This is a genomic window from Roseibium sp. AS2 (genome assembly GCF_038900065.1).
In the GTDB taxonomy this organism is placed as follows: domain Bacteria; phylum Pseudomonadota; class Alphaproteobacteria; order Rhizobiales; family Stappiaceae; genus Roseibium.
Genome location: NZ_JBBMQN010000004.1, coordinates 463,042 through 475,470, shown reverse-complemented (window position 1 = coordinate 475,470; position 12,429 = coordinate 463,042). Strand labels below are relative to the sequence as shown.

Sequence of the window (12,429 nt, the reverse complement as noted above, 5' to 3'; positions counted from 1 at the left end):
CCACGAGGCAGCCTTCCGCCTCCAATCCTCATGTTCTATTCTTCGATAGGCATTGACTATACATCCGGTTCTGCCGAAGCTGCCGGAACGACATCCGGGAACAGCCTATGGAAATGAACCAGATCCGCTATTTTCTGGCCGTATGCGCGCATCGCAACTTCACGCATGCGGCCAGTGCCTCCAACGTGTCACAACCCTCCCTGACCGCTGCCATCAAGAAACTGGAAGATGAACTTGGTGGGGCGCTGTTCATCCGGGACCGTGCCGGTTGCCGGCTCACACCTCTTGGAAAGCTTGTATATCCAAGGCTGAATAGAGTGCAGATCGAGGCCGGGGAAGCAAAGGCGGCGGCGGTCCGGCACACACGGCTCGAGCGGGTCCCGGTCAGTATCGGCATCGGCGAAACAATTGGTCTCAACACTATTTCGGCAGCGGTGGAACGGTTCAGGGGGCGCCTCCCCCAAGCAGAAATCGAATTGATTGTCGCGGCCCCGGACGACCTTCTGAATGGACTGCGGGAGGGAGACTTTGATGTCGTGGTCTCTGCCGACGAAGTCAGTCCGGAGCTATATCGGATAGACCCTCTCTATCGAGAGGTTTATCATGTGGTTGTTTCGAAAGAGCACCCACTGAGCCGTCTTGATGCCGTCACACTGGATGCGCTTGCCGCAACGGCCATGCTCGACAGACCGAATTGCGAGATGCGCGACACCCTTCACGGCACCTGCGCCGAGCGTGGCCACGTGCTTTATGCTGCCTATCGGTCCAACCGCGTCGACTGGCTGCTCGGATTGGCCCGGCAAGGTTCGGGGGCCGTCATCCTGCCCGAGACCGCGATCCCGATGGATGCAGGCCTTGTTTCGCGCCCGATCGAGGACATCGATATTGCGCGCGACGTGATGGCACTGCGCCATCGCCATCAGGCGTCGCGGCCCGAAACAAACGCGTTGATACGCGAATTCTCGCGCGGCCAGCGCCCCGGCAATTGACGACGCACCGGCAATTGGCAACGTGAATGTGAACTTCGGCATCCCGGCGCGCTCCCCGGATGTGTCGGCGTCCCCGGAATCCGCAAATTCGTGCCAGATACGGAGCGCTTTCTGGGTCAGGAATCCGGACGCTCGCTGAAAATTGAAACGCCATCCCTGTCTCCGGCAGGTGGACAGGCCTAGAGTCTGCGGCAACAGACCGAAAGCGGCCCGGTCCAGAACAAGCAGGCCGCCCAGCAGGAAAGCTGATCCCATGAAACACTTCGCGCTCGCATTGGCGATGGCCGCCGGCCTCGCGACTTCCGCCCAGGCCGCCACCTACGGACCTCTGGTCGAAGCCTCGGACCTGTCCGCATCTCTGGAGACCACGCAGCCGGTTCTTCTCGACATCCGCAACGCGGGCTACGAGGACGGCCATGCGGACGGCGCCCTGTTCGCTCCCTACCGCATGTTCCGCGGTCCGGCGGAAAACCCTGGCGGTCTCGTCGATGTCGAAAAGCTCGAAGCCGAACTGGAAGAACTCGGCCTGGAGCAGGACGCCCCGATCGTGATCCTGTCCGAAGGCAAGACCGACACCGACTTCGGCGCCGCGGCACGGGTCTACTGGACCCTGAAATCCACCGGCTTCACCGACCTGTCGATCCTCAACGGCGGTCTGACCTCGTGGCGGGCCGCCGGCCTGCCTGTCAACAAGACAGTCGAATCCGCCATGCCGAGCGACCTGGAGCTGACCTTCGACGACACCTGGCTGGCAACGACCGCCGACGTCGCGGCCGTCGCCGTCGGCGAAAAGGACGCGCTTCTGGTCGACGCCCGTCCGGCGGCATTCTTCAACGGCGAGAAGGCCCATGCGGCGGCCGCCCGCCCCGGCACCCTGCCGACCGCGACCAACCATGCCTATACGACCTTCTTCGAGAAGGACTCACCGGCCATGTCGACGGCTATCGACCCGGCCGCCCTCAAGGCGACCCTGGGCGTCCGGGACGGCAAGGATACGGTGTCCTTCTGCAACACCGGTCACTGGGCCGCGACCCACTGGTTCGCCGTGTCGGAGCTGGCCGGTGTGGAAAACGCCAAGCTTTACCCGGGCTCGATGGTGGAATATTCAAATGCGGGCTATGAAATGGCCAACACGCCGAGCCTGTTCGAAAACCTTCTGATCCAGATAAAGCAGATCATCAACTGACGTGACCACGCTGACCGACACTTCCGTCAAGACCACGGCGCCTTTCCTTGGCCCCCTCCTGCGCCCCCTCCTGCGCCGTGGTGTCCTCGTTCTGGCCGCCCTCGGCGCCGTCTTCGCCGCAGCGCTTCTGGTCGGCGGCCGCTTCGGGCTGATGCTTGCCATCGGGCTTGGCTTCGGCATCGTGCTGGAGGGCCTGCGCTTCGGATTCGCCGGCCCCTGGCGCGCCATGATCCTGCGCCGGGATCCGGCCGGCATCTGGGCGCAGCTTCTGTCGATCGGCCTGGTGGCGCTGGTGGCGCTGCCCCTGATATCCGCCGGTTCCGGTGAACTGGCGGGCGCGCAGGCCCCTGTCGGCTTTGCCATGATTGCCGGCGCATTCATCTTCGGCGCCGCCATGCAGGTCGTGCTCGGCTGCGGCTCGGGAACCCTGGTCAACGCGGGCTCCGGCAACGCGGTCGCCCTCGTGGCCCTGCCGTTCTTCGCCATCGGCAGCTTCGCGGGCGCTTATCACCTGATCTGGTGGACGGACCTCGGCGCGCTGCCGATCATCAAGTTTTCCGGCTGGCAGGGCGTCGCCCTCACGCTGGTCGGTCTCGCGGCAGTCGCCGCAGTCCTGTGGAAGCTCGCACCGCCCGAACACCGCCGCCTGCCGCGCCGGCTGATCATTGCAGCCGTTCTGCTCGCGGCTTTCGCCATCCTCAACCTGATCGTCGCCGGACAGCCCTGGGGCGTCGTCTACGGGCTCGGCCTGTGGGCGGCAAAGGCCGCTTCCGCCGCCGGCGCCGACCTGTCCGGCTCCGCGTTCTGGAGCGCGCCGGGATCGATCGAGCGCCTGAAGGCCAGTATCCTGACGGACTACACCTCGCTGACCAATATCGGCATCATCCTGGGGGCCTTTCTGGTTGCGAGCTGGCGGACCGGCGGTCTGTCGCAAAAAGTGCCCGGCCTGCCGGCCCAGGCCTGGATCGCGGCCATCGTCGCCGGCTTCCTGCTGGGCTACTCGTCGCGGATCGCCTTCGGCTGCAATGTCGGCGCGTTCTTCTCCGGCATTGCGACGGGCAGCCTGCACGGCTGGGTCTGGTTCGCCGCCGCCTTCGCCGGATCGATCTACGGCGTCCGTTTGCGCCCGCTGTTCAAGCTGGAGCCGAAACCATGACCCGGCTGGTGACCGCCGCGATCGCGGTGCTTGGCATCGCCGCGCTGATCGCCCTCGACGCCTCTGCCACACCGCCCAACCCCTACAAGGCCCCGCCCCTCATCGCCCTCGGCTCCGGCACCGCACCCAGCGGCGGCTTCTGCGGCGCCTTGCCGGACGGCGCGGGGACAAACTAAGCCTCTCCCTCCGCAAAAGGTCCAGCTTGCCCGCGTGCGCCGCAACAGGCTTAATGCGCACCAGCGAGATCACAGTGAGGAGGCAGTGTTGAGCAAGACCGATCAGGGCAATTTTTTCGAGGATTTCGAGGTCGGTCAGGTGATCCGGCACGCCACCCCGCGCACCGTCACCAGCGGCGACCAGGCGCTTTACACGGCGCTTTACGGGTCCCGTTTCGCGGTGCAGTCCTCCGACGCCTTTGCCAAGTCGCTCGGCTATGCCCATGCACCGGTGGATGATCTGCTGACCTTCCACATCGTCTTCGGCAAGACCGTTCCCGACATTTCCCTGAACGCCGTCGCCAACCTCGGCTATGCCGGCGGCCGGTTCCTGGCACCGGTCTTTCCCGGCGACACGATCTCGACCGTCTCGGAGGTGATCGGCAAGAAGGAAAATTCCAACGGCAAGACCGGCGTGGTCTACGTGCGCTCCACCGGCTACACCGCCAACGGCACCGAAGTGCTGGATTATGTCCGCTGGGTCATGATCAACAAGCGGGTCGCCGCCAATCCGGCGCCCGAACCGGTGGTGCCGGAACTGCCCGCCGCGCTTGACCCGCAATCGCTGGGCACCGCCGTGCCGCTGCTCGACACCGCCAACTGGGACAATGACCTGGCCGGATCGCCGTATCGCTTCGGCGACTACGAGATCGGCGAGAAGATCGATCACGTCGACGGCATGACGGTGGAGGAAGCCGAGCACCAGATGGCGACGCGCCTCTACCAGAACACCGCCAAGGTGCATTTCAACCACCACACTGAAGCCCACAACCGCTTCGGCCACCGCCTGATCTATGGCGGACACGTGATTTCCATCGCCAGGGCGCTGTCCTTCAACGGCCTCGCCAACGCCTTTCACATCGCCGGCATCAATGGCGGCCGCCATGTCGGGCCCCTGGCCGCAGGCGATACCGTCTATGCCTGGTCCGAAGTTCTGGACAAGGCCGAAATCGCGGGGCGCATGGATGTCGGCGCGCTGCGCCTGCGTCTCGTCGCCACAAAGAACCGGGCCTGCAACGATTTCCCCGGCCGCGACCACGAAGACAGTTATCTTCCCGAAGTCGTGCTCGATTTCGACTATTGGGCCTTGATGCCGAAATAGGCAGGATAGCAGGGAAGATTCCCTAGCACCGGCCACGGCCGTCCAGGCAGCAGAAGACCCGCACAATGCCTGAGAGGCGCAATTCGGGCGCTTCCGGCCCTGCGGGGCGCACGGGACTGGACAGGAGCGCCTTTCCCTGTTCCCCTTGCCGGACAATCGGAGAGCGCGCCATGAAAACCGTATCCTTCACCCAGATGAAAGACGGCACCAGGGAAGATTACGAGCTTCTGGAACAAGCCGAGAAGCCGTATCACGCCCTGACCGCGGACAGGATCCTGGCCGAACTGCACCGGCAGGACGAAGACACGCTGTCCGGCTACCGGATTACCCGGATGCAGCATGGCCTGCAAGCAGCCACAAGGGCCCGGCGTGAAGGCGCGGACACCGACTGGATCGCCGGCGCCCTGCTGCATGACATCGGCGACGGGCTGGCGCCGCAGAACCACGACCGGTTTTCCGCCGAAGTGATCCGGCCGTTCGTCCGCGACGAAGTCGCCTGGGTGGTCGAGCATCACGGCATTTTCCAGATGCTCTACTACGGCAGGCATTATGGCTGGGATGAAAACGCCCGGGACCAGTTCAAGGATCACATTCACTTCCGGGCCTGCGCCGACTTCTGCGAACGCTGGGACCAGAGTTCGTTCGATCCGGAATATCCGACTGATTCGCTGGAAAGCTTCGAGGCGCTGGTCAGGGAGGTGTTCGCGCGCAAGGCCTACGACCCCGCCATCCTGCGCGCGGGCGTCTCCACCGGTCTGCCGCCGCTGCAGGTCAGCGGGCGTTAGCGCCTGTCGTGATCAGTCCGGTTTTTGGCCCGGCACGATGTCCGTGGTGATCGGTCCGACACCCGCCTCGTCGGAGGCTTTCGGTCCGAACGGCACCCAGCGCTTGAAGAATTTTCCGACAGTACTGTTGCCCTTGGGCGGCGCCAGAGGGGCGAACGCGGTCTCGACTGCGGCGCCGGGGCGTTTCTGTGCCTCGGCGGCAGTCCCGGTGGCTGCCGTAACCGTCTCCACCGGATTGTCCGGTGTGCCGGCCGTTGCGGCGTCCGTATCCGCCGCAGCCGTGACGGTGTCTTCCTCGCCGCCGCCGAGCGCTTCCGCCAGCCGGTTGGAGCGCTCTTCCCAGCGCTTCTGCCGCTCTTCGCGGGCATCGAGACGGGCTGCGATCTGCTGGTATTTCTCGTTGTCCCGCTTCTGCTTGGATGCGACAACCGAGGCGATCCGGGGGCTGACCCGGTAATCGGGGCATTTGGCGCTGGCGCGGAAGGGGATGCCCTCGACCAGGGGAACCGCGTCGAACACGTATTTCCGCTCGCAGACCGAAATCTCCGGCGGCGTCTTGGCAACCTCGAAATGATCGTAGCCGGTTTTCAGCATCTGCCAGAATTCCAGATGCGGACTGGTGCGGTGGCGCGCCATGTTTTCCGGAGTCATGCGGAAGGGATAGGCCTGCACCTGAAAAGACCGCTGACCGCCCTTGAAGCTGTCCCGGGCCAGCGCGTAGATGTCCTGAACCTGTTCGTCGGTCATTGCGTAGCAGCCGCGCGACGAACAGGCGCCATGCACCATCAGATGCGAGCCGGTGCGCCCGTGGGCACGGTCATAATTGTTCGGATAGCCGAGATTGAAGGCAAGGTGATAGCTTGAATTCGGGTTCATCAGCGCCGGGGTGATTTCGTAGAAGCCTTCCGGGGCCTGCCGGTCGCCTTCCTTGAATTTCGGCCCGAGCTTGCCCGACCATTTGCAGATTTCGAACTCTTCAAGCAGCTTGTACTTGCCGTCGCGGGCCTGCTTCCAGACTTCAAGCTCTGAATCCTCCTTGAAGATCCGGATCAGGATCGGCGACTTCGAACTCATGTTGAGGTCGTTCATCTTGCGTTTGAGCGACGCGCTGATCGGAAGTTTTGCCTTGTTGGGCCCGGCGCTGAACTCATCGCCCTGGCAGCCGGCCAGAACGCCGGCGGCCACGATCGCGGCGCCGAGCCTCACGGCCATGCGGCCGCGCGGATGCTGACTTCTTTGCTTAAGGCCGGATGGCGTCGTAAAATAGCGCCCGAAGACCATGGTCAAATCCCAAACTGAACGAAACCCGAAACGGCCCGGAGTGTTCGAACCCTCCCAGGGAAGGTTGTCCGAACGGCCCGGCCGCGTTTCCTGACGTCTGCGCCCCCGCGTAAAGGCTAGGGGGTGATGGTTGACGATAAGTTACTGAACCCGGATTGTTCCCGCGACCCACATTCTGGTGATAGGAACAAAAAATTCGCTGCACGGTCCGTCCGACCGTCCCGACCCAGCCTGAATGACGGCAAATTCTGGCCACACAATGGCGGGCAGGTGCCGCTGCGTCGGGCCCGGAATGTCAGGACCGGCCGGACCGGTGATCGATCTGTCAGCCCAGCGTCCGGCCGATGGAGATGAATTTCTCCCGCCGCTGTTTGCGCAGCTCTTCCGGCGACAGGCCCGCGAGTTCGTCCAGGGCTGCTTCGATCGCCTTGCCGGCATTGTCGATAACGATCTCCCGCGCGCGATGCGCACCGCCGACCGGCTCGGTGATGATGCTGTCGATCACGCCAAGTTGTTTCAGGTCCTGCGCGGTGATCTTGAGGGCCGTCGCGGCGTCCTGCGCCTTGGCGCTGTCGCGCCACAGGATCGAGGCCGCACCTTCCGGCGAGATCACCGAATAGATGGCATGCTCCATCATCAGCACCCTGCTTGCGGTAGCCAGCGCGATCGCGCCCCCAGATCCGCCTTCGCCGATCACCAGGGCAACGGAGGGTGTCCCCAGCCCGAGACCCGCGTCCGTCGACCGCGCGATGGCCTCGGACTGGCCGCGTTCTTCCGCACCGCGTCCGGGATAGGCACCTGAGGTGTCAACAAAACTGATCAGGGGCAGGCCGAACCGTTCGGCCATTTCCATGATCCGGACCGCCTTGCGGTATCCTTCCGGCCGGACCATGCCGAAATTATGCTTCAGGCGGGACCCGGTGTCATGGCCCTTTTCCTGGCCAAGCACAGCCACCGACTGGCCGCGAAAGCGGCCGATCCCGGCGATCAGCGCGTGGTCCTCGGCGAATTTCCGGTCACCGGCCAGCGGTGTGAAATCCTCGATCAGACCGGCGATGTAGGAAACCGCATGCGGCCGGTCCGGATGCCGGGCCACCAGCGTTTTCTGCCAGGGGGACAGTTTGCCATAGAGGTCTTGGAGAGTTTGCGAGGACTTCGATTTCAGCCGCTCGATCTCGCTGTCCACATTAACGGCTTCGCCGTCTTCCGCGGCCAAGGCCCGCAGTTCCTGGATCTTGCCTTCAATATCCGCAACGGGCTTCTCGAAGTCCAAATAGCTGTGCATGTACTCGGTTACCTGAAACAATCGGGCTTCGCCGGGGAGGACGGCGGAAGCTCGGGAAAATTGCCGCACAGGCACCGGAACGTGCCTGAATGCGTAACGTGGAGGGCTGTATCAAGAGACGCAAGAGGGCGCAAGCCTCGGCATGCGCGCCCGATGCCCGGTCCCGGCGCTTTTTCCCGCCAGAAAACCGGCCCTGACGGTCGACGAAGTGTCAGTTGGCCGCTGCGCTGTCGCTTCCCGCGCCCTGGATATTCAGCTTCGAGGCCTCGACAACCAGACGCCCGTTCTTGGTGTCCATCGAGATCCGGTAGGGAACCAGCACGTTGTCGCGGCCCATCGGCGCCATCCAGACTTCCATTTTGGCCTTGGCCATGTATTTGACCGAATCCTTGGACGGACGGTGTCCGGCAATCGGAACCCAGCGGGCCTTGCAGACAACCACCTGTCCGTCATAGCCGCGTCCGGAGACGTCCCTGGTGCCCTCGTAGCTCAGCTTGATGTCGAAGCGGGTCCAGCCGTCGAACACCGGCAGCTTGCGCGCGCAGGCCTTCGGGCCCAGGCTGTCCTTGGCGCGGCCGACCGGCATCAGCACGGCGCTCAGCGGATCGATCGCGTTGCGCGTATGCCGGTTGGTCACCTTGATCCGTTCCGCGTTGGGCTTGAACCGGGGCGCGACATCCATGGACCGGATGCTGCCCGATCCCTGGCTCAGGTTGACGCGGAAATCGAGATTGGCTGCGTGGGAGGCCATGCGGTACTTGGAGGGAACGACCCGTGACCCGACAAGCCAGCCCGCCGCCTCGGCTCCGCCCTTTCCGGTCGTGAACAAGGTGCCGATGCCGGCGGGTTCCAGGTTGACCTTGGCCGAATAGGCGTTGCCCTGCATCACCAGCGACAGGGTTCCCCGGCCGACCTTGAACCCGGCGATGGAGATACTGTAAAGACCGCCGATGCTGCTTTTCCCGGCCTGCGCCGGCGTCGCCAGCAAAGCCGCGGCAAGCATTGGCAGGGCGACAAACCGCCCGAAAGACGTCAAACCAAACACTTAAAACCTCCGGACTGCCCAAAAGGCAACGAGTTGCGCCCCCGCGCCAACAGTGTTCCGTCACGGAAAGCCTAACATGAGTCCCGTGCTATGAACGATCACAATCATTCTAAATTATGGTAACTCAGTGGTTAACGCGGACGCGTGAGGCAAATAAAAGCGGTGAATCATGGCAAAGCACCGGAGATGTCTTGACGAGGGCGCGCGCTGCGATTATAGCGGGGCAACTTTTTCCGAGAAATGCCGGAGATGATGTCGCCGGGCCTCAGGTCCGCGCCGTTTCCGGTTTGGACTTGCCGGGTTCCATGTAGCGGCCCGGCCACGAAAACAAAAGGTGATATCATGGCACGCCGCTGCGAACTCTCCGGCAAAGATGTGATGACGGGCAACAACGTTTCTCACGCGAACAACAGGTCCCGTCGCCGGTTCCTGCCGAACCTGTGCAACGTGTCTCTGATCAGCGACACGCTCGGCGAAACCTTCAAGCTGAAGGTCAGCGCCCACGCCCTGCGCTCGGTCGAGCACCGCGGTGGCCTGGATGCCTACCTTATGAAAGCGTCCGACGCGCAGCTGTCCGACGCCGCACGCAAGATCAAGGTCAGCGTCAAGCGCAAGCAGGCTGCATCCGTCGCCGCTGCCTGACCCATCAGGGTGACATCATGACAGAGACCCGGAGTTTCTCCGTGGGCCATCACGCCATCGCGATCCTCGCGATGGCGGTTGTCGTTGCGGCCTCCAATTACCTGGTCCAGTTTCCGGTCGAGCATTTCGTCGGAAGCGTGAACCTCGCCGACACGCTGACCTGGGGTGCCTTCACCTATCCGGTCGCATTCCTGGTCACGGACCTGACCAACCGCCGGTTCGGACCGGCGGCTGCCCGCAAGGTCGTCGTTTCCGGATTCCTGTTGGCGATTGTCGTGCCGCTGCTGTTCTGGACATTCGACGAAACCTTCACCACACCGCGCATCCTGATCGCATCGGGCACCGCCTTTCTTGTGGCCCAGCTGCTCGACGTGACGATCTTCGACCGCTTGCGCCGGCTGACCTGGTGGAAGGCTCCGGTCGCCTCCTCCCTGATCGGCTCTATGGTCGACACGATCCTGTTCTTCGGCATCGCCTTTTCCGCGAGCTTCGCTTTTGTCGACGGCCTGTTCGGCATGGAAGACGGATCGCTGGCGTTTCCGGTGCCGTTTCTCGGCATCGGCGGGGAAACGCAGGTCCAGCTCTGGACGTCTCTGGCCGCCGGTGACTTCCTGGTGAAGATGCTGGTCGCTGTCGCCCTGCTGGCGCCCTACCGCGTCTTGCTGAGCCTGTTTCAGCCGGCAACCAACGGCAAGGCCGCCTGAACAGGCGTCAGCGCCTGTCTTCCTGACCCGGTCAATCAGCCTGTGGTTTCCCATCGATCTTCGATTGCCTGGGCCGCCCTGCGGCAGCACCTGCCGAGACCAGCCGCCGGCCCTGCCGGGCCCGGGTCGGAAGCATCCCTCTCTGTTCCCTTCGCCCCACAAGTTCTGTCGCCCGCCACGTCTGTTTCCAGGTCTGTTTCTTGGCCTGTTTCTTGGCCTGTTTCCGGGCCTTGGCAATTTTCGCTCATGCGCGGCCGGTAACAACACGCGTGTGGATGGGCACGCATGATCGTGGAAATACAACCAGATCAAAAATCAAAATACATCTATAGGTTTGACAAAACACAAAACACAACCTATTAATTAATGCATGCACTAAATCTTGGGAGGATGTTATGCGTAAGTTCAAAATTGCCATCTGTTCCGCGGCCCTGCTTGCAATGAGCGCTTCCGGGCAGGCCCTCGCCGACAATCACATCCCCAGCGGAAGCTATTCCGATTCCTGTACCCAGATTGCAATGGAAAACGGCACCCTTTCCGCCGTCTGCAAAACGCTCAACGGTCAGGAAATTGGCACCTATCTGGCAAAGGCGGCCGACTGCAAGGGCGACATTCCGAACTGGAACGGCCATTTGTCGTGCCAGGAACCGGGAGGCTCATGGAGTCAGACCTGCAGCAACCTTGCCGTGGACAACAACAGCGGTGTGATCACCGCCGAATGCCGCCGTGTCGACCAATCCGTCAACAATGCAAGCTCACAAGCAGCGGGTTCCCTGACCAATTGCAACGGCAATCTGGTTCTGGCAGGCAGCTGCTGAAACCGTCCTGAAATCAATCATCATGGGAGTATGCCCGCGATCAAAAACACGGCATACTTCCATTGATAAACCTACAGAATGAAAAAATTTTATCTCGACAAGAACACAGCCCCCCTGTCTCTGACGGGCTTTCCCTGAATTCTATTCGTCAATTCTAAAACGAAGCAACAAGGTTCTCTGCAACAACGACCGGTTGTCGTCCGAGACCAGGGTCAGGATAGTGTCTCCGGCGCCCGTCCGGTGCACACCGAGAGCTTCCATATTGTCGATCTGGTAGCCGAAATCCGCCTCCAGCAGCACCGCACCCTCCAGCACAGCGCCTTTCCGGATGTCGGAACCGGCAAAGCGGCGCAGACGCAGGCCGATCAGGTCGCGCAGGCTGAACCGGCGTTCCATCAGCAGAAGATCGCCACCGGGCAGAAAGACCGCGTCGGTGGCGTCGAAGCGGTCGCTGCGGCGGATGGCGAAGCGCTCGGTGCCGGCCGGACCGATGATGAATCCCGACAGGTCGTGCAGATCACTCCTTGCGGATTCCGCGATGGCGACCAGCTTGCCCGCCAGGGCGCTGTCCTCTGGCCCGGCCGCCAGCGCTTCCAGGCCCGCGTTGCGGGGCAAGTCGCGAATTGCCTTCGGCAGGGCGACTTCGCCGATCATCCTTTCCGTTCCCGTAGTCAGTGGCCAGGGGTAGCGGTAGATTGCATTGCGGGTTTCGGCGGTCACATAGAGCCCGGACCCGGTCAGGGCGAGCGCCTCGGTGTCGTGACCCCAGCGGGCGACGAGCGTCCGGCCATCGGCGCCGAGCAGCGGCGCGACCCGCACATCCGACAGTCCGAGCGGCTTGCCCGCGGTCGTCTGGTTGACGCGCGCCGTGACCCAATGACCGTTGTCGGTTACCGCCAGGAACCGGTTGCCGCCGTCCAGGCTGACCAGACCGGACAAGCCTCCGGTCTTGCGCCCCGAGGCGATCAGTTCCAGTCCGCCGAGAAAGGTCAGCTTGCCGAACCGGGTCTCTTCACTGCCGATCCGGAAGGTCTCGATCGGCCTGGTGCGCGTTGTCACAGATTGCCCGTCCGCGAGCAGGTCCTGTGCGGATATCGATTGCGGAGCGGACAACAGGCAGAACACGGCGGCAAGGATCGCCCCGGCAATCCCCGGACGGCGATGCGGACGGCGAAACGGCCGGTTGCGCGTTGCCGCCACGGCCCATCTCATCGGACCAGC

13 protein-coding genes are annotated in these 12,429 nt (G+C 63.1%); 9 read left to right on the top strand and 4 right to left on the bottom strand.

The genetic code is table 11. From position 1 onward, the window contains the following. Nucleotides 1–107: 107 nt before the first annotated feature. From WNZ15_RS14260 to WNZ15_RS14235, 6 genes are all read left to right on the top strand, one after another. Nucleotides 108–989: a LysR family transcriptional regulator gene (locus tag WNZ15_RS14260; protein WP_342893649.1), complete on the top strand. Its 882-nt coding sequence runs from the start codon at nucleotides 108–110 to the stop codon at nucleotides 987–989. A 253-nt stretch (nucleotides 990–1,242) separates the two neighbouring features. Further along, a complete protein-coding gene (locus WNZ15_RS14255; RefSeq protein ID WP_342893648.1) occupies nucleotides 1,243–2,175 on the top strand; it encodes a rhodanese-like domain-containing protein in 933 nt (310 codons plus the stop codon). Between the two features lies 1 nt (nucleotide 2,176). Continuing rightward, the gene (locus tag WNZ15_RS14250; protein WP_342893647.1) at nucleotides 2,177–3,331 is read left to right on the top strand and encodes a YeeE/YedE family protein; all 1,155 of its coding nucleotides are present in this window, start codon (nucleotides 2,177–2,179) and stop codon (nucleotides 3,329–3,331) included. Further along, a complete protein-coding gene (locus WNZ15_RS14245) occupies nucleotides 3,328–3,507 on the top strand; it encodes a hypothetical protein (RefSeq protein WP_342893646.1) in 180 nt (59 codons plus the stop codon). The genes WNZ15_RS14250 and WNZ15_RS14245 overlap by 4 nt, the downstream gene beginning before the upstream one ends. 88 nt (nucleotides 3,508–3,595) lie before the next feature. Then, nucleotides 3,596–4,648, top strand: a complete 1,053-nt coding sequence (locus WNZ15_RS14240; protein WP_342893645.1) for a MaoC family dehydratase — start codon at nucleotides 3,596–3,598, stop codon at nucleotides 4,646–4,648. Between the two features lie 170 nt (nucleotides 4,649–4,818). Then, nucleotides 4,819–5,433 carry an HD domain-containing protein gene (locus tag WNZ15_RS14235; RefSeq protein WP_342893644.1) on the top strand — a complete coding sequence of 205 codons (615 nt, stop codon included), beginning with the start codon at nucleotides 4,819–4,821 and terminating at the stop codon, nucleotides 5,431–5,433. A 12-nt stretch (nucleotides 5,434–5,445) separates the two neighbouring features. Here WNZ15_RS14235 and WNZ15_RS14230 read toward each other — a convergent pair whose 3' ends face one another. The 3 genes from WNZ15_RS14230 to WNZ15_RS14220 form a co-directional block, all read right to left on the bottom strand. Next, nucleotides 5,446–6,645, bottom strand: coding sequence for a murein L,D-transpeptidase family protein (locus tag WNZ15_RS14230; RefSeq protein WP_342893643.1), 1,200 nt, complete (start codon nucleotides 6,643–6,645; stop codon nucleotides 5,446–5,448). 394 nt (nucleotides 6,646–7,039) lie between these two features. Next, a complete protein-coding gene (locus WNZ15_RS14225) occupies nucleotides 7,040–7,999 on the bottom strand; it encodes an acetyl-CoA carboxylase carboxyltransferase subunit alpha (protein WP_342893642.1) in 960 nt (319 codons plus the stop codon). Nucleotides 8,000–8,210: 211 nt separating this feature from the next. Beyond that, the gene (locus tag WNZ15_RS14220) at nucleotides 8,211–9,044 is read right to left on the bottom strand and encodes a DUF3108 domain-containing protein (protein WP_342893641.1); all 834 of its coding nucleotides are present in this window, start codon (nucleotides 9,042–9,044) and stop codon (nucleotides 8,211–8,213) included. Between the two features lie 342 nt (nucleotides 9,045–9,386). Between WNZ15_RS14220 and rpmB the strand changes: the two genes are divergently transcribed. The 3 genes from rpmB to WNZ15_RS14205 all read left to right on the top strand — a co-directional run bounded on the left by rpmB (nucleotide 9,387) and on the right by WNZ15_RS14205 (nucleotide 11,208). Then, nucleotides 9,387–9,686 carry a 50S ribosomal protein L28 gene (rpmB, locus tag WNZ15_RS14215; protein WP_342893640.1) on the top strand — a complete coding sequence of 100 codons (300 nt, stop codon included), beginning with the start codon at nucleotides 9,387–9,389 and terminating at the stop codon, nucleotides 9,684–9,686. 17 nt (nucleotides 9,687–9,703) lie between these two features. Next, nucleotides 9,704–10,390 carry a queuosine precursor transporter gene (locus WNZ15_RS14210; RefSeq protein WP_342893639.1) on the top strand — a complete coding sequence of 229 codons (687 nt, stop codon included), beginning with the start codon at nucleotides 9,704–9,706 and terminating at the stop codon, nucleotides 10,388–10,390. Between the two features lie 395 nt (nucleotides 10,391–10,785). After that, nucleotides 10,786–11,208: a CVNH domain-containing protein gene (locus tag WNZ15_RS14205; protein ID WP_342893638.1), complete on the top strand. Its 423-nt coding sequence runs from the start codon at nucleotides 10,786–10,788 to the stop codon at nucleotides 11,206–11,208. A 141-nt stretch (nucleotides 11,209–11,349) separates the two neighbouring features. Here WNZ15_RS14205 and WNZ15_RS14200 read toward each other — a convergent pair whose 3' ends face one another. Further along, complete coding sequence (locus WNZ15_RS14200; protein WP_342893637.1) at nucleotides 11,350–12,420, bottom strand: esterase-like activity of phytase family protein; 1,071 nt, start codon at nucleotides 12,418–12,420, stop codon at nucleotides 11,350–11,352. Between the last annotated feature and the right edge of the window lie 9 nt (nucleotides 12,421–12,429).

Bases quoted from the DNA above. Each gene is read 5' to 3' on its own strand.
- WNZ15_RS14235 (WP_342893644.1), top strand. From the start codon at position 4,819: ATGAAAACCGTATCCTTCACCCAGATGAAAGACGGCACCAGGGAAGAT.
- WNZ15_RS14245 (WP_342893646.1), top strand. From the start codon at position 3,328: ATGACCCGGCTGGTGACCGCCGCGATCGCGGTGCTTGGCATCGCCGCG.
- WNZ15_RS14260 (WP_342893649.1), top strand. From the start codon at position 108: ATGGAAATGAACCAGATCCGCTATTTTCTGGCCGTATGCGCGCATCGC.
- rpmB (WP_342893640.1), top strand. From the start codon at position 9,387: ATGGCACGCCGCTGCGAACTCTCCGGCAAAGATGTGATGACGGGCAAC.
- WNZ15_RS14210 (WP_342893639.1), top strand. From the start codon at position 9,704: ATGACAGAGACCCGGAGTTTCTCCGTGGGCCATCACGCCATCGCGATC.
- WNZ15_RS14230 (WP_342893643.1), bottom strand. From the start codon at position 6,645: ATGGCCGTGAGGCTCGGCGCCGCGATCGTGGCCGCCGGCGTTCTGGCC.
- WNZ15_RS14200 (WP_342893637.1), bottom strand. From the start codon at position 12,420: ATGAGATGGGCCGTGGCGGCAACGCGCAACCGGCCGTTTCGCCGTCCG.
- WNZ15_RS14225 (WP_342893642.1), bottom strand. From the start codon at position 7,999: ATGCACAGCTATTTGGACTTCGAGAAGCCCGTTGCGGATATTGAAGGC.
- WNZ15_RS14255 (WP_342893648.1), top strand. From the start codon at position 1,243: ATGAAACACTTCGCGCTCGCATTGGCGATGGCCGCCGGCCTCGCGACT.
- WNZ15_RS14205 (WP_342893638.1), top strand. From the start codon at position 10,786: ATGCGTAAGTTCAAAATTGCCATCTGTTCCGCGGCCCTGCTTGCAATG.